General features: G+C 59.4%; 15 protein-coding genes and 1 pseudogene. 5 read left to right on the top strand and 11 right to left on the bottom strand.

Annotation, left to right across the window (positions count from 1 at the left end; translation table 11 throughout):
* Positions 1 to 389: 389 nt before the first annotated feature.
* Both DW913_RS01625 and DW913_RS01630 read left to right on the top strand, forming a co-directional pair.
* Positions 390 to 956 (top strand): annotated as a pseudogene (locus tag DW913_RS01625) (hypothetical protein).
* Positions 880 to 1,530, top strand: coding sequence for an isocitrate/isopropylmalate family dehydrogenase (locus tag DW913_RS01630; protein WP_233502585.1), 651 nt, complete (start codon positions 880 to 882; stop codon positions 1,528 to 1,530). Before DW913_RS01625 ends, DW913_RS01630 begins: the two are co-directional and overlap by 77 nt.
* A gap of 351 nt (positions 1,531 to 1,881) precedes the next feature.
* Here DW913_RS01630 and DW913_RS01635 read toward each other — a convergent pair whose 3' ends face one another.
* The 11 genes from DW913_RS01635 to DW913_RS01685 form a co-directional block, all read right to left on the bottom strand.
* Entirely contained in the window at positions 1,882 to 3,012 is a 1,131-nt protein-coding gene (locus DW913_RS01635) for a DUF4179 domain-containing protein (protein ID WP_117758648.1), read from the bottom strand.
* Positions 2,993 to 3,553 carry an RNA polymerase sigma factor gene (locus DW913_RS01640; RefSeq protein WP_117583099.1) on the bottom strand — a complete coding sequence of 187 codons (561 nt, stop codon included), beginning with the start codon at positions 3,551 to 3,553 and terminating at the stop codon, positions 2,993 to 2,995. The genes DW913_RS01635 and DW913_RS01640 overlap by 20 nt, the downstream gene beginning before the upstream one ends.
* A gap of 232 nt (positions 3,554 to 3,785) precedes the next feature.
* Positions 3,786 to 4,496 carry a metallophosphoesterase gene (locus DW913_RS01645; protein WP_117639531.1) on the bottom strand — a complete coding sequence of 237 codons (711 nt, stop codon included), beginning with the start codon at positions 4,494 to 4,496 and terminating at the stop codon, positions 3,786 to 3,788.
* On the bottom strand, positions 4,493 to 6,412 hold the full coding sequence (locus DW913_RS01650) for a BMP family ABC transporter substrate-binding protein (protein WP_117797396.1): 1,920 nt from the start codon (positions 6,410 to 6,412) through the stop codon (positions 4,493 to 4,495). Before DW913_RS01650 ends, DW913_RS01645 begins: the two co-directional genes overlap by 4 nt.
* A 92-nt stretch (positions 6,413 to 6,504) precedes the next feature.
* Positions 6,505 to 7,272 carry a mechanosensitive ion channel family protein gene (locus DW913_RS01655; protein WP_117797398.1) on the bottom strand — a complete coding sequence of 256 codons (768 nt, stop codon included), beginning with the start codon at positions 7,270 to 7,272 and terminating at the stop codon, positions 6,505 to 6,507.
* A gap of 277 nt (positions 7,273 to 7,549) precedes the next feature.
* The gene (locus DW913_RS01660) at positions 7,550 to 8,344 is read right to left on the bottom strand and encodes an ABC transporter ATP-binding protein (protein ID WP_022093887.1); all 795 of its coding nucleotides are present in this window, start codon (positions 8,342 to 8,344) and stop codon (positions 7,550 to 7,552) included.
* Positions 8,337 to 9,260 (bottom strand): ABC transporter permease, encoded by a 924-nt coding sequence (locus tag DW913_RS01665; RefSeq protein ID WP_022093886.1) that lies wholly within the window; start codon positions 9,258 to 9,260, stop codon positions 8,337 to 8,339. The genes DW913_RS01660 and DW913_RS01665 overlap by 8 nt, the downstream gene beginning before the upstream one ends.
* A gap of 204 nt (positions 9,261 to 9,464) precedes the next feature.
* A complete protein-coding gene (locus tag DW913_RS01670) occupies positions 9,465 to 10,445 on the bottom strand; it encodes an ABC transporter substrate-binding protein (protein WP_117797400.1) in 981 nt (326 codons plus the stop codon).
* Positions 10,446 to 10,604: 159 nt separating this feature from the next.
* Positions 10,605 to 11,393, bottom strand: a complete 789-nt coding sequence (locus DW913_RS01675; RefSeq protein ID WP_117797401.1) for a WYL domain-containing protein — start codon at positions 11,391 to 11,393, stop codon at positions 10,605 to 10,607.
* Between the two features lie 258 nt (positions 11,394 to 11,651).
* Positions 11,652 to 13,055: an asparagine--tRNA ligase gene (gene asnS / locus DW913_RS01680; RefSeq protein WP_117635367.1), complete on the bottom strand. Its 1,404-nt coding sequence runs from the start codon at positions 13,053 to 13,055 to the stop codon at positions 11,652 to 11,654.
* A 181-nt stretch (positions 13,056 to 13,236) separates the two neighbouring features.
* Positions 13,237 to 13,800: a PTS glucose transporter subunit IIA gene (locus DW913_RS01685; RefSeq protein WP_022093882.1), complete on the bottom strand. Its 564-nt coding sequence runs from the start codon at positions 13,798 to 13,800 to the stop codon at positions 13,237 to 13,239.
* Positions 13,801 to 14,043: 243 nt separating this feature from the next.
* On the opposite strand from DW913_RS01685, the gene DW913_RS01690 reads away from it, so the two are divergent.
* From DW913_RS01690 to feoB, 3 genes are all read left to right on the top strand, one after another.
* Entirely contained in the window at positions 14,044 to 14,943 is a 900-nt protein-coding gene (locus tag DW913_RS01690; RefSeq protein WP_117797402.1) for an alpha/beta hydrolase, read from the top strand.
* Positions 14,944 to 14,990: 47 nt separating this feature from the next.
* A complete protein-coding gene (locus tag DW913_RS01695) occupies positions 14,991 to 15,311 on the top strand; it encodes a hypothetical protein (protein WP_117797403.1) in 321 nt (106 codons plus the stop codon).
* Between the two features lie 121 nt (positions 15,312 to 15,432).
* Positions 15,433 to 17,793 carry a ferrous iron transport protein B gene (gene feoB, locus DW913_RS01700; protein ID WP_117797404.1) on the top strand — a complete coding sequence of 787 codons (2,361 nt, stop codon included), beginning with the start codon at positions 15,433 to 15,435 and terminating at the stop codon, positions 17,791 to 17,793.
* Positions 17,794 to 17,837: the final 44 nt, after the last annotated feature.

The raw sequence follows: 17,837 nt of genomic DNA on the forward strand, positions 1-17,837 counted from the left end.
TTTATTCAGTCCAAGTTTCGGGGCGCAGTTCACAGGCACCCTTGTGGTGGTTTTACTTGTGTTGTACTTTAGCGCGATGTAGTACTACCCGAGGCCGAAGGGAGCCCAACATGTTTAAGAACACGCAACAGCTCCTAGGCCTAGCGCTACTAGATTGGATAGCGCGCTAGGGTTGTAATCTCGCTATAACGATTTGTTGTACCCGGGTGCGCTATCGTCTGCCGCTTTCAGGCGTGATGAGCGACACGGGTATTTTTCTATCTCTAGGCCTTCTCTCTCTCCTGAAAGCCATCTGTCATAAAACGGTCAATCAGGAGGAACATATAAGCCACAAAATCACAATCTTTGACGCCACCCTGTGCGACGGTGAGCAGTCGCCGGGCGCCAGCATGAATACCGAGGAAAAGCTCTTCATCGCCCGCCAGCTGGTGCGCATGAACGTGGACGTTATCGAGGCGGGCTTTCCCATCTCGAGTCCTGGTGACTTTCGCTCCGTACAGGAGATTGGCAAGATTGCGGGCGACCGATGCACGGTATGCGGCCTGACGCGCGCTGTCGACAGGGGTATCGAAGTGGCTGCAGAGGCGCTCAAAACGGCCCAGAGGCCCCGTATCCATACAGGGCTGGGTGTGAGCACCAGTCACCTGCGCGACAAGCTCCATATGACTGAGGAAAGGGCAATTGAGTGAGCGATCCATGCCGTCAAACATGCTCGCAAGTTCGTTGACGATGTTGAGTTTTATGCCGAGGATGCCGGCCGCTCCGATCAGGAGTTTCTGGTGCGCATTATCGAGGCGGCCGTAAAGGCCGGTGCCACGGTCGTGAACATCCCCGATACGATGGGCTACAACATGCCGTGGGACTTTGGCGCCCGCATCCGTGACCTGCGCGGGCGCTGCGGGTGCGGCCGGTCAGCGTGCGGTCGACGTGATGGAGTATCGCGAGTACGAGATTGAGCGCATTGCGCGCCAGGCATTTGAGGCGGCGCGCAAACGTCGCGGCAAGGTGACGAGCGTTGATAAGCGCAACGTGCTGGAGACGAGCCGCATGTGGCGCGAGATCGTGCATCGCGTGCAAGACGAGGAGTACTCCGACGTGGAGCTTGAGGACCTGCTCGTCGACAACGCCGCCATGCAGCTCATCAGTCGACCGGCAGACTTTGACGTCGTGGTGACGGAGAACATGTTCGGCGACATCCTGTCCGATGAGGCGGCTCAGATTACCGGATCGCTCGGTATGCTTGCCTCTGCCTCGCTGGATGATGGCGTATCGCTGTTTGGGCCGAGCGCTGGCAGCGCTCCTGACATCGCGGGGCTCGGCGTGGCCAATCCGCTGGCTCAAATCTTGTCGGTGGCGATGCTGCTGACCTACGCGCTCGACATGGGCGAGCAAGCCGCGTGGATCGAGAGCGCCGTGGCGCGCGTGCTCGACGAGGGCTGGCGCACCCGTGACATCGCCGATGTCAACACCCCGGCAGATAAGATCCTCGGCACCACGACGATGGGCGACAAGGTCGTCGCCGCGCTGTAGGCGATGCCGATTCAAGCTGTCAAATATCTCAATCTGTAACATCTAAGGGGCAAAATCGTTCCTACCTGTTACAGATTGAGATTTTCGGCTGAGCATCCGTGGTCTGTCTCGATCTGTAACAGCTAACCGATTATTTGGGCCCTACCTGTTACAGATTGAGACAAACCGTTGGGACAGGTCGGACGAGTCAGCAAAACCACCACAAAGGTGCCGGTCCCCTTCGTGGTGGTTTTTAGCGCAACGAGGTGTTCCCAGCCGACCATACGGGCGGCCTTGCGCTCACGCTGCTCGATGACAGCGCATCTTTAGACGCGAAGCGCGGAACCGGGTGCATATACGAGCCGCGTAGCGTTACGAATTCATGGGAATGACCGTATCGCCAATTTGTACGCTTGCAATCTTGTCTGTGTCACAAACTTGCGAGAACGGCCAGGTCTTGTGGACATCAGTGGTGCCGTTATCCAGTTTATTTGCGAAATAGCCGCTGTGGCTGGTTGCGTCCTCAACATGACCGTCTTTGAACGTCACGATGAGGGGTATGTTGCCAACGGCATCCATAGACTCCTCCATGTTTTGAGACATCTTGCCGCTGTTGTTGTCGTGTTCGATGGAACGATCTATGTTGTAGCGGACTGAAACGCCAACGCAGGATACGGTGGCCTCTTGAATCGTCGCCTTGGTGCCGTTAAAGTTGACCGATTTGGGCGCGGGAATCGTAACGGATGTATCTTCGTAATTCAGCTGGAACTTAAGATCCCATGGGCCCGTAAGTATTTTCTTATACTCGGGAAGCTCTTTGCCAGCACGTGGCACAACGAGAGAGTTGATATGCGTGCGGACGGTCCTGCCCATAAGGCCGGGTGATTCAACGCTGAACTGTGTAAAGTATTGAATGCTGGAGTCATTGGGGTTCTTGTCAATGAGCCATGATTGGCCTTGGCCGCCATGCTCGCCATCAACGTATACGTTTCCATCGACACTTCCGGCGATAGTTCCGTTCTCGCCCGGCTCGGAAAGCTTTTTCAGGGCAGCGGGATCGTCGAACGTAAGCGTATAGGCGATGGTAACCATATCCTTGTCGCCCATGATGGCGTCGGCGGTCACGGTGACTCCGTTGTTGGAGCAGCTAGCACCGACGGGCCGGCCAATACGGTCGATGATCTCGGTTTGAGAAGCAGGTCCGTCAAAGATGTCGGAAAGCATGTCAGAAGGAAGCGGCAGGACGCCTGTTGCCATAGCCGTGCCAGCGCCTCCAATGACGATAGCGAGGACTGCCGTTACAGCGGCAATGCGAGCGACTGTTCTTACGGGATGGCGGGCGATGCGCGGCTTGCGTCGCGTGCCATTAAAGTTGCTTTGAGCGGTCGCCGCATCGCTCGAGGCGACGGACTGAGCAATCGAGTTTGCCATGTGCTGCTTCGCATTATCGGTAAACGAAATGTGCTCCAGGGCGTGGCGATAGTCATTCGAATTCGTAGTCATTGTGGTCTCCTTTCAAGGAAAGCCGAAGTGACGCACGTCCGCGGCTAAGGTGCTGGGCGGTTGCAGCTGGCGTCGCGTGAACGGCGTCTGCGATTTCCCTGATGCTCATGCCTGCGTAGTAGTGCAAAAAGATGGCGATGCGCTGTGCTTGAGGCAGGGCCGTGACAGCGGAAAGAATGGCGCAGTCGCGTTGCGCGAATTCTTGCTCGGTATGTGTTACGGGTGCGCAGAAATCGGGGAGCGAATCGAGGTCGACAACCGGGTGATTCGCGTGCGTACGGCCGATATCGCGACATGCGTTCAGTGCGACTCGGATCACCCAAGCACGTTCGTGTTCGAGCGAGTCGAACGGTTGAGTGCGTTGGAGAATCTTGATCAGCGTGTCTTGGCAGATGTCTTGAGCGTCGTCAGCGGATCCAAGGGCCGAATAGCACAATCGAAGGATGAGGTCGGAATACGTGTCGACCAAGCGCTTTGCTTCCCGCTCGATCTGATCGGCATCGCATCGGAGCGTGCTATTGCGGTTACGGCGTGCAGGCATAGTGTCACCTCCAATTGGTCGTGGTGGATATAGGGAAGGCGTCTCGCGAGGTCCCTCTACATACAACACGGTCGAGACTGCATAAGTTGACAAAAAAAGACGGCACGTGAGCGCCGTCCTTACAAAACAATGAGTGTTCTCGTTAATTACACAAGCACCGTGATGGACAGGTCGGACGAGTCAGCAAAACCACCATAAAGGTGCCTATCCCCTTCGTGGTGGTTGTTGGCAGTTACCAGGGGGTTCTGGCGGTTGAAGACTCGATTGCTTCGTGGCGTTTGAGCTCGCGGCGCATGGTTTGCGAGTTGAGCCAAGCGGCCTTCCAACCGCGCGTGGGGTAGCGCGCCTCGTCAATTTCGATCTTGGTATAGCCGCAGGCGTTGACAATCTTCGTTCCGCATGGGTGTTGGCGCTCGCGTTGAAAGTTGGGGCCGTAGCTTTGGTGCACATGCCCGTGAATCATATAGTCGGGACCCCAAGACTCAAGAGCCGCATTAAAGCACTCGAATCCTCGATGCGGCAGGTCGTCCAGGTCGCCCATGCCTGCGACGGGTGCATGGGTAAGTAGAATATCGCATCCGTCTACCAGTGCGATTTTTCGCGATAGCTTGCGCATGCGTTTTGCCATCTCGCGCTCGGTATACATGTTCGCGCCGTCGCGGTAGCGCATGGAACCGCCCAGACCCGCAATGCGAATACCTCGGTACACATATACGCTGTCCTCAACACAAATGCACCCGCCCGGTGCATGGCGCGCGTAGCGGTCGTCGTGGTTGCCACGAACGTACACAAGCGGTTTGTTGATGACAGTGACCAAAAACTCAAGATAGTCCGGATCCAGGTCGCCTGCGGATAGAATCAGGTCAACGTCCTCAAAGCGCTCCTTGCGAAAACATTCCCACAGGCAGCGCTCCTCTACATCGGCAATGGCTAGGATATTCATAGGGCACGGACCTCCGGCTCGTTATCGAGCTGCGGAATCGAGCCTATAACGTTGTCAGCCAGCCAGTTCATCTCGACAATCTGCGTACTCGGCAGGGGAGGGAAGCCCTCAATCTGAACCACGCCGTCCTGGCTGTGGAGCTCGCCGCCAAATGGGTTGATGGAGCCCTCGACAATGCCGTTGCGAAGCAGCTGCACAAGTTTACGCGTCTGATAGGGTAGGCCCGGAGCGTAGCGAATATCGATGACGCCGGAGCTCATACCGTACCAGTAGTTGACGGCGCGCACCTGCTGGTCATCGGCGGTCTCGTCCCATGTGCCGTGCAGTAGGCTGCGTACGATGAGTTCGTAGTAACGGCCCCAGTTCCATACCGGCATAGCAATACCGGTAACTTCCTTGCCGTTTACCAGACGGTGAAGCCCGTAGGCGGTGGGGTCCTCGAGAGACTTGGACATATCGGCGCCGGTCATGACGCTCACGCCCTCGCGACACATGGCTTCGGCAAGACCGCCGGCGGGTACATCGCCCCAGGTGAGGATTACCTGCGCACGAGGGTCGAGCAGCGAGGCGCCGATGGCAAAGGCGTTGATCTCGCTAAGCGCTCCCGACGCAAAGACCGACGCGTGGTAGCCAATGCGATGGTTGTCCGCCATGCTGGCCGCAAGGGCGCCCAGGAGAAACTTGGCCTCGTACATCTTGCCAAAGTACGAACGGACGCTTTGGTGGGGAAGGCCGATAGAGCAGTTGAGGAATCGCACCTGGGGATACTCAACGGCGGCTCTGAGCGTATATTCCATCAGGCGGTGTGAAGTCGAGAAGATGACGTTCACCCCGTGCTTGACGGCGGTCTCCACGGCGGCGTAGAACACGTCCGGATCGTGGCAGTCCTCGAACGCCTCGGTGCGCACGATGCCGCCAAAGTGCTCATCGAGATACTGACGCCCTTGGTCGTGAAGGCTGTCCCAGCTCGACGTCGCACAGGGGAACTCATGGATAAAGGCGATGCGCAGGGGATTGGCCGCCGAATAGACGGTCTTGCCCATAAAGAAGTTGAGCACACCGGAGGTGGACTTGGCGGGCGACTCCTCCTCATCGACACTCGGCGCTTCGACAAGATCGACCTTGTCCTCGTCACTTTTCCCGGCGATGACCAGCTCGCGCCAGATCTTGCACAGGCGGTTTACGACGATATCCGTTGGCGTATCCAGCAGGCGGTCCTGGTTGTACACATTGAGGTAGACGAGCATGGCGTCGGCGGGCGTAATGTCCAGGTGGTCGCCGCCCGCGCGAAGGTAGGCACGCTTAAAGAGCAGGAAGGTGTGGCGCAGGTAGTCGACCTTTTTCTGCGGCCATTTTTCGATAAGGTTCTGACCGAGCATCTTGGCGAGCGTTTCGTAGCTTCCCTCGCGAGAGAACTCGATCTCGTATAGGGGGCAGACGCGCCAAAACGCGCAGAACTCGCCGTACAGGCGGCTTTCGACGGAATCCCATGTGCCGGGGTAGAGACGGGTAATCTTGGCCGAAACCGTCGGGGCGTCCAGGAATTTGAGGACACTGACACGTTTGTTGCCTTCCTGGACATAGAACCGATGCATGAACTCGGTGACGATGATGGGGTCGCGATAGCCCTCGGTCACCTGGATGTCGTAGAGGTTGGACCATTTGCGGGCGAACTCGGTGCCAAACGGCAGCAAGGGCATAAAGTTGCATGAAAAGGCGGACTGACGGCCCTTGGTAACCGTGCCGACGACCATTTCGAGCGGAATGTCTCTCAGGCCGACATTCTCTCGCTGGCCTAAGGGGAGCTGAGCAACTAAGCTATCGAGGTCCGTGAGGTACGGATGCTCGCTTTGACTAATGGCGCGTCGACGTCCTTGCTCGCCGCGCTTGCGTGCTTGACGATAGGCCTCTTCCATAGTTTTGCTCCCTTAGTCGTTTAAACAACTATATGAATCATGGTACCACGAATGAAAACCACCACAAAGGTGCCTGTCCCCTTTGTGGTGGTTTAGGCGATGATGGGGGCGATGGCGCGGATGCAGGCGTCGGCTGCCGTGAAAGTAGTGCTGTCGTCGCTGACGATAAAGATGATCTTGCCCTTGATGCCAAAGTCGCCGATCTCGCTAAAGAGCACATAGGGCTCCTTGTCAAAGCCTGAGATGGGCGAGACAGCCGTTTTGGTGGCGCTGGCGAGCTCGCCTGCTAACGCATCGAGCGACGCCCATTTGGAGGGGTCTTTGACCGCGACGGGGACGGCCACGCGCCCAAAGGGCATCAAATGCACGAGCGTGTTCTTGGAGATGTTGGAGTTGGGGACGATGATGGTCTGCCCGCAGGCGTCCTCGATGGTCGTATGGCGCCAGGTGATATCTTGGACCACGCCCGACACGCCGCCGACCTCGATATTGTCGCCGGGTTTGATAATGCCCATAAACGTCACCTGCATGCCGCCGATGAGGTTTGAAAGTGTGTCCTGAAAGCCGAGTGAGATGGCGATGCCGCCGACGCCAAGAGCGGCGACGAGGGCGTTTGCGTTAACGCCAAAGCAGTTGTCGAGGATAAAACTGCCGCCGATCGTCCATATGACGGCGCGCGCGATGTTGATGAAGATGCTCGATGAAGGGAGTGGGTTATCGTCGCGGTTAAGCAGGTGGCGCAGGGTCTTGGACGCGACCTTGGCGGCAACGGCGGTGCCGATAGCCAAGATACCTGCCCAGATGATGTTGTGGACCCATCGTTGTGCAAAGAAATGAAGAATTGGCTCAAACAATTCCATGTAGGGAAACCTCCTCATGATCGTTCAACCATGATACCCAACAAGAAGCCCGTCCGATCAAATTCAGACGGGCTTCTTGTTGGGTATAAGGTTTGCACGGCGGGGAAGAGATCTTCTCAAGGCAGTTTCCTTAGTTCTTGACCAGTGGTCCCTGCTGACGCTGGATTATCGACATAATATGCGAAAACCGCCGCAAAGGTGCCTGTCCCTTTGCGGCGGTTTTGACGTTTGCGCAGATAAAACCTGCCAAAATAAACCTGTCCCTTTTTGGCAGGTTTTAGCTCAGCAGCATGCGGTCGTTGGCGAGCTCGCCGCCCGAGACCTCCTCGAACTTCTGCAGCAGGTCGGCCACGGTGAGTGACTTCTTCTCATCGCCCGCCACGTCGTAAATCACGTGACCTTCGTGCATCATGATCAGACGGTTGCCCAGACGGATGGCGTCGTTCATGTTGTGCGTGACCATGAGCGTGGTCAGGTGGTTCTCGTCGACGATCTCCTCGGTCAGGTTGAGCACCTTCGATGCCGTTTTGGGGTCGAGGGCCGCGGTGTGCTCGTCGAGCAGCAGCAGGCGCGGCTTGGTGAGCGTGGCCATCAGCAGGGTGAGTGCCTGGCGCTGGCCACCCGAGAGCAGGCCGACCTTGGCGTTGAGGCGTGTGTCCAGACCGAGGTCCAAGCGCTTGAGCAGCTCAACGTACTCGTCCTTCTCGGCCTTGGTGACGCCCCACGAAAGACCTCGACGCTGACCGCGACGCTTGGCGAGGGCTAGATTCTCGGCAATCTGCATGTCGGCTGCGGTGCCGCGCATGGGGTCCTGGAACACTCGGCCTAGGTACTTGGCGCGCTGCGACTCGCTCAGACGCGAGATGTCGGTGCCGTCGAGCTCGATAACGCCCGAATCGAGCGGATACACGCCGGCAATCATGTTGAGCAGCGTGGACTTGCCGGCGCCGTTGCCGCCGATCACGGTCACAAAGTCACCGTCGTTAAGGGTGAGGTCAACGCCGGTGAGTGCGCGCTTCTCGGTGACGGTGCCCTTGTTAAAGGTCTTTTTGACGTGCGAGAGCTTAAGCATCTGCCTCATCCCCTTTCGTGTAGGAGCTGCGGAGCTTATAGCGCTCCCAAACCACGGGCACGCACAGGGCCACGGCAACGATCACGGCGGAGAGCAGCTTCATGTCGTTGGCATCCATGCCCAGCTGCAGCACGATGGCGCGAATGAGGAAGTACACCACGGAGCCAAAGACGGCAGAGGCAAGACGGACGCTAAACTGCGTCAGACCGCCGGGCAGCAGGCGGCCGAGCACCTCGCCGATAACAATGGCGGCAAGACCGATAACGATGGCGCCTGTGCCCATGCCAATGTCAGCGTACTTCTGGCTCTGGCAGATGAGCGCACCCGAAAGGCCGATAAGGGCGTTGGAGAGCACGAGGGCGATCATCTTGGTGGAGTTGGTGTTGACGCCCAGGGCGCGGATCATGTACTCGTTGTTGCCGGTGGCACGCAGCGCCGAGCCGATCTCGGTGCCAAAGAACCAGTACAGGATGGCGACGATGGCCACGGCCAGCACAATGCCCAGGATGATGGCAACGGTGGACTGCGGCAGGCCCGTCATGTGGCTGACAGACGAGAAGATGGTGCCCTTGGCAAGGATGGGCGTGTTGGATTTGCCCATGATGCGCAGGTTGATGGACCACAGACTGATCTGCGTAAGGATTCCGGCGAGGATCGCGGGAATCTCAAAGACGGTGGTCAAGATGCCCGTGACAGCGCCGGCGATGGCACCGGCGCACATGCCGGCCAGCACGGCGAGCAAGGGGTCGACGTTGTTGTTGACGATGAGCACGGCGCAAACACAGCCGCCGAGGGCAAAGCTGCCGTCGCAGGTCATATCGGGGATGTCGAGCAGGCGGAACGTGATAAACACGCCAAGCACCATAATGCCCCAGAGGACGCCCTGCGAAACGGCGCCCTGCAATGCAATGAGCATGCTTCATACCTCCTAGGATAGGGTGGACACGTGATTTTCCATAATAGCGGTAACGCTGCATAAAAGAGTTGCGGACGGATGTTTTGTCTCATCCGAAACAAGCAGGGCGGACGCCGGTCTTTAGCGTTCGCCCCTGTGGCTCAGATATTGAATAACGCGGCTATGGCACGAGCGCGGGCTCTAGATGCATTGCCACGCATGACGCTACGCGTCCAGAGCGGAAAGGTCGATGCCCAGAGCCTCGGCCATCTCGTCGTTCTTGACGACGACCAGGTCCTTGCTCGAGAGGTGCTTGATCGGCATATCCTCGGGCTTAGCCTCGCCCTTCAGAATCTTAACGGCCATCTCGCCTGCGGCGTAGCCCAGGTCCTCATAGTTGATGGAGAGGGTGAACAGGCCGCCGGCCTTGCACATGCCCTCCTCGCCGGTAACGAAGGGGAGCTTGTTCTCCTTGCAGATCTGGCCGACCTGCGAAGCACCCGCGGCGATGGTGTTGTCGGTGGGGGAGTACAGCGCGTCGACCTTGCCCACGGCGGACTCGACGACGGACTGGATCTCGTTGGAGCTCGAGACGGTGAAGTCGGTGTACTCGAGGCCCAGTTTGTCGAGCTCCTTCTTGGCGGCCTTGATCTGGACGTCGGAGTTGGACTCGGCGGTGCAGTAGAGCAGGCCGACCTTCTTAACGTCGGGCAGGACCTTCTGCATCATCTCGAGCTGCTCGGCGACCGGGGTGAGGTCGGAAGCGCCCGTGACGTTGGTGCCGGGCTTGTCGTTGTCCTGGACCAGGCCGGAAGCGGCGTAGTCGGTGATGGCGCAGCCAACGATGGGGATATCGGCGGTGGCGCCGGCGGCAGCCTGCGCGGCAGGCGTAGCGATGGCATAGATCAGGTTGACGCCGTCGCCTACGAACTTGTCGGCAATGGACTTACACGTGGACTGGTCGTTCTGGGCGTTCTTCTGGTCGATCTTGACCTTGAGACCGCTCTTCTTGATGGCCTTGACGAAGCCGTCGTTGGCGGCATCGAGCGCGGAGTGCTCGGTGAGCTGCAGAACGCCGATGGTGTAGTCGGAACCGGCGGCAGCGGAGCCGGAACCAGAGTTGCCGCCGCATCCGGCGAGCGGAGCGAGCGCGAGCAGGCCAGCGGAGACAAGAAGGCTCCTGCGGCTGATGGTGATGTCCTTCATATCATTACCCCCAGTATAAAAATGGCTGGAAACACTGCACTAGGAAAAAGTGCAAGTGGGACTATAGTAACGCCGATGCCCATTTTTACAACATCCTGGCGCGTTTTTTAATACTGAACCGGATGGGCGGTGCTGAGGAACGACGGACGGTAACGGGGCTTACGCTGCGGGTGCGGTGCTGTCTTCTTCGTCTAGCGCGGCAAAGAGTTTCTTGCCGTCGAGCAAACGCGTGCTGACGTTTCTCATGCGGCTGACCTCAACGGTGCGCAGGGTGTCGTCGGCGCCTCGGGTGTCGTAGACCGTTCCCAGCAGATACGAGACGCCGTCGCGCTGCCTGATGGCAAAGGGCCGGACCGTCATCCGCACCACCTCGATTTCGCCTCGGGTCAGGACGTTTGTGATATCAAAGCTGACGGTTGTTCCATGGTCGATGGCCTGTTCGATGAGCTCGCACGTGTCGATACGCTTGGCGTGCGGACGCGTTGTCTTGACGGGTGCGTCGTTGGCGGCCGGTGCCGGTTCGGGCATATCGAGATAGTCGCGAACATCGGCGCTCGCCATGGCGACCAGGTGCTGCGCCATGCTCTTTCGAATGGCTATGGGCGTCGACCGGTTGCGCATGACCATGCCGTGGAGCCGTATGATCTCTTCGTCAGCAAGCGGGCGGGTAAGAAGTTTGTAGCCCACGCCGCGTTTGTACTCAATTTCGTATCCGGCATGGCGAAGCGCGGAGATGGCGGTGTAGATGCTGCGCCGCGCCGCCGAGATGGGCATGCGGGCGGGGTCGTCGGGATGGGCGAGGCGCCGGATCAACTCATCGGAAAGCATGGCCTTGTCCTCGCCGGTGTTTTCGCTTAATAGTTGCAGGATGCGAACGGCGCGATAGGCTGCCATCGAGGCGGCGCCCCTCGTCGTGGTGTCGTAGGTTTCAACAGCGGCTTCGGTCATGGTGCCCACGTCCTTTCCGTTTTGGGTGGCGACGGTATGGAGCCTAGGACGTGGGGCTTTCCCAGGGGCACAGGGCGCTCTGGGCGGTCGGTAGTCGTCGGCAAACGGCGGGTCGAGTTTTCAACAGCCCTGCTCAACTGACCAAAAACTTGCCAAAAGCTTGACGGATGCTGTTGAAAAAAGCGTCTCTCGACCGATGTCGAGAGACGCTTATGCGATGAGCGTTGGCGTGTGGCGACGCGAGCTAGCGTCCGACGATTAGAAGTCGGCGTTGCCCACGGTGCGCGGGTGCGGCAGGACGTCGCGGATGTTGCCCACGCCGGTCAGATACATGACCAAGCGCTCGAAGCCCAGACCGTAGCCGGCGTGCTTGCAGGAACCGTAGCGGCGCAGGTCAAGGTAGTACTTGTACTGCTCGGGATTCATGCCCAGGTCCTTGATGCGGGCCTCGAGCAGATCCAGGCGCTCCTCGCGCTGGGAGCCGCCGATAATCTCGCCGATACCGGGAACCAGGCAGTCGGCGGCGGCGACGGTCTTGCCGTCCTCGTTCATGCGCATGTAGAAGGCCTTGATCTCGGCCGGGTAGTCGGTTACGAAGGTCGGGCGCTTAAAGTGCTCTTCGGTCAGGAAACGCTCATGCTCGGTTTGTAGGTCGATGCCCCAGCTCACGGGATAGTCAAACTTGTGACCGGCGGCGACGGCCTGCTCCAGGATCTCGACGGCCTCGGTATAGGTGACGCGGGCAAAGTCGGAGTTGGCGACATGGTCCAGGCGCTCGAGCAGACCCTTGTCCACAAACTTGTTGAGCATGTTGAGCTCGTCGGGGCAGGTGGCCATAACGTCCTTAAGAACGTACTTGAGCATGGCCTCGGCGTTATCCATGTAGTCGTTGAGGTCGGCAAATGCCATCTCGGGCTCAATCATCCAAAACTCGGCGGCGTGGCGCGTGGTGTTGGAGTTTTCGGCGCGGAAGGTGGGGCCAAAGGTGTACACGTCGCCAAAGGCCATGGCAAAGTTCTCGGCATTGAGCTGGCCGGAAACGGTGAGGCTCGCATGCTTGCCAAAGAAGTCCTGACTCCAGTCGACCTCGCCGGACTCGGTGAGGGGCGGGTTTTTGGGGTCGAGCGTGGTCACGCGGAACATCTCGCCGGCGCCCTCGCAGTCACTCGTGGTGATGATGGGGGTGTTGACGTAGACAAAGCCCTGCTCCTGGAAGAAGCGGTGGATGGCGGCAGCCGCGACAGAGCGGATACGGAACACGGCGCGGAACAGGTTGGTGCGCGGGCGCAGGTGCTGCTGAGTGCGCAGGAACTCGACGGTGGCACGCTTCTTCTGCAGCGGGTAATCCGGAGCGCTGACGCCCTCGACCTCGATGGAGGTAGCAGAAAGCTCGAAGGGCTGGGGCGCATCGGGGGTCAGCTTGACGGTGCCGGTGCAAATGAGTGCGGCCGAGACGTTTTGATGGGCAATCTCGTCGTAGTTGTCGAGCGCCTCGCGGTTCATGACGACCTGCAGGTCGCGGAAGCAGCTGCCGTCGTTGAGCGTAACGAAGCCAAAGTTCTTCATGTCGCGGACGGACTTGACCCAGCCGGCAACGGTGACGGTCTGGCCACCGAGCGACTCGGCATCGGCATAGAGCTGCGCGATTTTGGTGCGGTTCACGTATCCTCCCATAACGGTTGAATGATAGCTATCCATACAGTTCGATATTCTAGCAGCTCGGCTCATTTGGGCTATACAGATAAGGCATTGGCGGGATGGTTTTTCAAACGAAAAGCGCCCGCGGCCAGATGGTCGCGGGCGCTTGACGAGGTGCCTTTTGGCTGTGTGGCGCGGGGCCTGGCTACTTGGTCTTGGCTACCAGCAGCGGGTCGCCAAGCTTGACGAGCGGGTTGCCGCCGATAAGCGTTCCAGACTCGCCGACATGGTCGATGCTCTTAAGACGATCGAGCTCGGAGACGATGACGGTCACGATGTCCTCGTGACCAGCGGCCTTAATGGCCTCGCGGTCGAAGCTGATGAGCGGCTGGCCTGCCTTGACCACATCGCCCATCTCGACAAAGCGGGCAAAACCCTTGCCGTTCATTTCCACGGTGCCCAGGCCAACATGGATGAACACGCGAAGACCGTCCTCGGTGATCATGCCAATGGAGTGGTTGGTGACAGTGGTGGCGCCGATGCGGCCGTTGGCGGGCGCATAGATGGTGCCGGTAATGGGCTCGATGCCATAGCCCTGGCCAAGCATGCCCGAGGCGATCGTCTCGTCGGGAACTTCGTCCAGGTTGACGAGCACGCCGTTGACGGGGGCATAGATGACGCCTTCGCGGGTGGCGAAGCTTGCTGCGGGCGGAACAGACGCCTCGCCGGTCGAGGTGAAGGTGGACTTAAGCGAATCGAGCAGACCCATAGTTGCCTCCAACTTAAATAGGCGCATATCGCGCGTTTGGTTTGCCGGAAACGTTTCATATGTGTTTCGCGGCTTGGTCAACGCCCCCTATTTTACGCTGCTCAGCGATACCTCTGAGCTGGGATTATGTGATATATCAGTTGAAGGGAAACTTATTGCTGGTGTGTTTCTGCGCCACGGGTTCAAGTGGGGTACGCTTGAAGGCAAAAACAAGGGCGCATAATTTGCGCGAAGGGAGCACATATGATTGTCGAGAACTATGCGCTGTGGGGCGAGGAGCCGACCGAGGATTATCCGGCGACCTTTACGTATCTGGGTGCCGAGCCGCTGCCCGACAAGCCCAATGGCCGCCGCCCCGCGGTGATCATCTGCGGCGGAGGCGGGTTTACGCATATCGCTCCGCACGAGCAGGACCCGGTGGCGTTTGCATTTTTGGACCGCGGCTACCAGGCCTTTGTGCTCAACTATGTCACGAGTTCTACGGGTGACGTGAGCTTTCCGCGCCCCCAGGCAGATCTTGCCAAGATGGTCGCCACGGTGCGCGCCAACGCCGACGAGTGGCATGTCGATCCTAAGCGCGTGTGCGTCGTGGGATTCTCGGCGGGCGGCATGATCTGTGCCTCGCTGGCAACGCAGTGGAAGACCGGCCCCTTCGCGGCACTTGCCGGGGCGCGTCCGGACGACATTCGCCCCGATGCCGTGGTGCTGGGCTATCCGCTGCTCGACTTTGCCTATGTGCGTGATATGCAGACGCGCGACCCGCGCATCGACCTGCGCGTGCCCAAGACGGGTGGCAAGACGGGGCGCGATTTACTCAACGACTATCTGTCGATGGTGACGGGCGGCGAGGCCACCGACGAGCACCTGGCCGATATCTGCCCCACCACGCATGTTTCGCGTCAGATGCCGCCGACCTTTGTGTGGGGCGTGTCCGACGACAAGACGGCGCCGATCGCGCAGGTCTATCCGTTTGCCCAACGCATGGTCGAGGAGGGCGTCGCTTGTGAGACGCACGTCTTTGACCAGGGCGGCCACGGCCTTTCGCTCGGCAACGCCAACACCGCAGTCGACAACGAGGACAAGCAGGTGGCGGTCCGTCCTTGGATTCGCCTAGCCTTCCGCTTCCTGGAGCGCCATATGTAAAAGTAGACTACTTGCCCGTTTCAAAAAGTCTGCTTAGAGGAGGAGCCATGCTTGAGGGTACGTATGTGGTTTCGGCCCAGACGCCGGTGGGGAGTAAACGCGGCGAGGTGACGTTTTCACATGGGGTGAACGGCGTGCTCAGGGCAGTACTAAACGTCAGGGGTCTCAATATCGCTCTCTCGAGCGCCCGCGCTGAAGGCGATTTCTTTGAACTCTCGGGTACTATCTCCCATGTCTTGATGGGCAAGGCGCCCTTTGCATGCACGGGGTCAGTCGAGGGTGATCGACTCACTGCTACCGCGCGGTCGGGTTCCGTTTCGATCTCGCTGAGCGGTATGCGCAAAGAGCTTTCGGGGCGCACCGCATAAAGTTTGCGCAGGTAAACATCGGTATTTGACTTTATAAAATAGTTCAGAGCGCTATCATTTGTCGTTACGAGTTGGTTAGCCCCGGTAAACGGTTAACCGCGTCTAACGAAAGGATGAGCGCGTGAAGCTCGATACACTCGAGATTGGAAAGGACGCCGTTGTCGCATCGGTGACATCCGACGATCAGGCGCTCCGACAGCATATTTTGGACATGGGTCTAACGCCGGGCACCGAAGTCACCATGATGAAGTACGCCCCCATGGGCGACCCGCTCGAGATTCGCCTGCGCGGCTACGAGTTGACGCTGCGCAAGGACGATGCCGCTCGCATCGAGCTCGTGGGCATTCATGACACCGATACGGGTCCGCGTGTGAACGCCGCAATCGGCACGACGGAGCACCCGGCACTCGGCGAGGGAACGTATTCGCCCCGCGCGGCAAAGACGGCCGTGCCCGAGGGCTCGCCGCTGCATTTTGCCCTCGCCGGCAACCAAAACTGCGGTAAGACCACGCTGTTCAACCAGCTGACGGGTTCCAACCAGCACGTCGGTAACTTTCCCGGCGTGACGGTCGACCGCAAAGACGGAACCATCCGCAATCACCCCGAGGCGAGCGTCACCGATCTGCCCGGCATCTATTCGCTGTCGCCGTACACAGGCGAGGAGATCGTCAGCCGCCAATTCATCCTCGACGAGCATCCCGATGCCATCATCGACATCATCGACGCCACCAACATCGAGCGCAACCTGTATTTGACGCTGCAACTCATGGAGCTCGACCGTCCCATGGTCATTGCGCTCAACATGATGGACGAGGTGACGGCCAACGGCGGCGCCATCGATGTCAACCTGCTCGAGAGCCTGCTGGGCGTGCCCGTTGTCCCCATTAGCGCTGCCCGCAACGAGGGCATCGGCGAGCTGGTGGAGCACGCTCTGCACGTGGCGCGGTTCCGCGAGCGTCCCGGCCGCCTGGACTTTTGCGCGCCCGACGGTCCGGACGGCGGTGCACTGCATCGCTGCATCCACGGCATTGCCAACCTTATCGAGGACCACGCCGCGACGGCGCATATCCCGGTGCGTTTTGCAGCGACCAAGCTGGTCGAGGGCGACGAGCTGGTGACAAAGGCGCTTCACCTGGACCGCAACGAACTCGACGCCATCGAGCACATCATTACCCAGATGGAGGGCGAGGCGGGCACCGACCGCCTGTCCGCGTTGGCCGACATGCGCTTTACCTTTATCGGCGACGTGTGCGGACGCTGCGTGGTGAAGCCCCACGAGAGCCGCGAGCACGTGCGCTCCGTCAAGATCGATCGCATCCTGACGGGTCGCTACACGGCCATTCCGGCGTTCCTGGTGATCATGGGCCTCGTCTTTTGGCTGACGTTCGGCGTGATCGGCGCGGCGTTGCAGGGCCTCATGGAGGACGGCATTGCTGCCATCATTGCTTCGGCCGACGCGGGCCTCAAGGCGTTTGGCACCAACGACGTGGTGCGTTCACTCGCGGTCGACGGCGTGCTCACGGGCGTGGGTAGCGTGCTGACCTTCCTGCCGATCATCGTCGTGCTCTTCTTGTTCCTCTCCATTCTGGAAGACTCCGGCTACATGGCGCGTGTGGCCTTTGTCATGGATAAGGTGCTGCGCCGCTTTGGTCTGTCGGGCCGCAGCTTCGTGCCCATGCTCGTTGGTTTTGGCTGCACCGTGCCGGCTATCATGTCGACCCGTACGCTCCCATCCGAGCACGACCGCAAGATGACGGTCATGCTCACGCCGTTCATGAGCTGCTCGGCCAAGTTGCCGGTCTACGGTCTGCTGTGCGGGGCGTTTTTCCCGCAGGCGACGGTTCCCGCCATGGTCTCGCTCTATCTGATTGGCATTGCGGTCGGTTGCATCGCGGCTTTGGTACTCAACCGCACGGCATTTAAGGGCGACCCGGTGCCGTTTATCATGGAGCTTCCCAACTACCGCCTGCCGAGCATCAAGACGACGGTGATGCTGGCATGGGATAAGGCCAAGGACTTTATTACCAAGGCCTTTACCATTATCTTTGCCGCTACGGTGGTCATCTGGTTCCTTCAGACGTTCGATATCCGCTTTAATGTGGTCGCCGACCAGTCGCAAAGCCTGCTTGCGGGCCTCGGCAGCATCATCGCGCCGGTGCTGGCGCCGCTCGGCTTTGGCGACTGGCGCGCCTCGACGGCGCTCGTCACCGGCCTTATCGCCAAGGAGAGCGTCATCTCGACGCTCACGGTGCTTTTGGGCGCAACGTCGCCCGCGGCGCTGTCGACCATGTTTTCGCCGTTTACCGCCTACGTGTTCTTGGTCTTTACGCTGCTGTACCCGCCTTGCGTGGCGTCCATCGGCGCCGTCAAGAGCGAGTTGGGCGCGCGCTATGCCGTGGCTGTATTCGCGTTTCAGGTGACGGTCGCCTGGATCGTGGCGTTTGTCGTGCATTCGGCGGGCATATTGCTGGGGTTGGCTTAGCTATTTATTGACGGCGCAACCTCTGTGTATTGAGTTGATTGCGG

The sequence above is a fragment of the Collinsella sp. AM42-18AC genome, from assembly GCF_003467965.1.
Classification (GTDB): Bacteria; Actinomycetota; Coriobacteriia; order Coriobacteriales; family Coriobacteriaceae; genus Collinsella.

Excerpts from the sequence above, each read along its gene's own strand:
- DW913_RS01675 (WP_117797401.1), bottom strand. The coding sequence starts at position 11,393 with ATGACCGAAGCCGCTGTTGAAACCTACGACACCACGACGAGGGGCGCC.
- DW913_RS01690 (WP_117797402.1), top strand. The coding sequence starts at position 14,044 with ATGATTGTCGAGAACTATGCGCTGTGGGGCGAGGAGCCGACCGAGGAT.
- DW913_RS01670 (WP_117797400.1), bottom strand. The coding sequence starts at position 10,445 with ATGAAGGACATCACCATCAGCCGCAGGAGCCTTCTTGTCTCCGCTGGC.
- DW913_RS01650 (WP_117797396.1), bottom strand. The coding sequence starts at position 6,412 with ATGGAAGAGGCCTATCGTCAAGCACGCAAGCGCGGCGAGCAAGGACGT.
- DW913_RS01645 (WP_117639531.1), bottom strand. The coding sequence starts at position 4,496 with ATGAATATCCTAGCCATTGCCGATGTAGAGGAGCGCTGCCTGTGGGAA.
- DW913_RS01655 (WP_117797398.1), bottom strand. The coding sequence starts at position 7,272 with ATGGAATTGTTTGAGCCAATTCTTCATTTCTTTGCACAACGATGGGTC.
- DW913_RS01685 (WP_022093882.1), bottom strand. The coding sequence starts at position 13,800 with ATGGGTCTGCTCGATTCGCTTAAGTCCACCTTCACCTCGACCGGCGAG.
- DW913_RS01695 (WP_117797403.1), top strand. The coding sequence starts at position 14,991 with ATGCTTGAGGGTACGTATGTGGTTTCGGCCCAGACGCCGGTGGGGAGT.
- DW913_RS01640 (WP_117583099.1), bottom strand. The coding sequence starts at position 3,553 with ATGCCTGCACGCCGTAACCGCAATAGCACGCTCCGATGCGATGCCGAT.
- DW913_RS01635 (WP_117758648.1), bottom strand. The coding sequence starts at position 3,012 with ATGACTACGAATTCGAATGACTATCGCCACGCCCTGGAGCACATTTCG.
- DW913_RS01665 (WP_022093886.1), bottom strand. The coding sequence starts at position 9,260 with ATGCTCATTGCATTGCAGGGCGCCGTTTCGCAGGGCGTCCTCTGGGGC.
- DW913_RS01660 (WP_022093887.1), bottom strand. The coding sequence starts at position 8,344 with ATGCTTAAGCTCTCGCACGTCAAAAAGACCTTTAACAAGGGCACCGTC.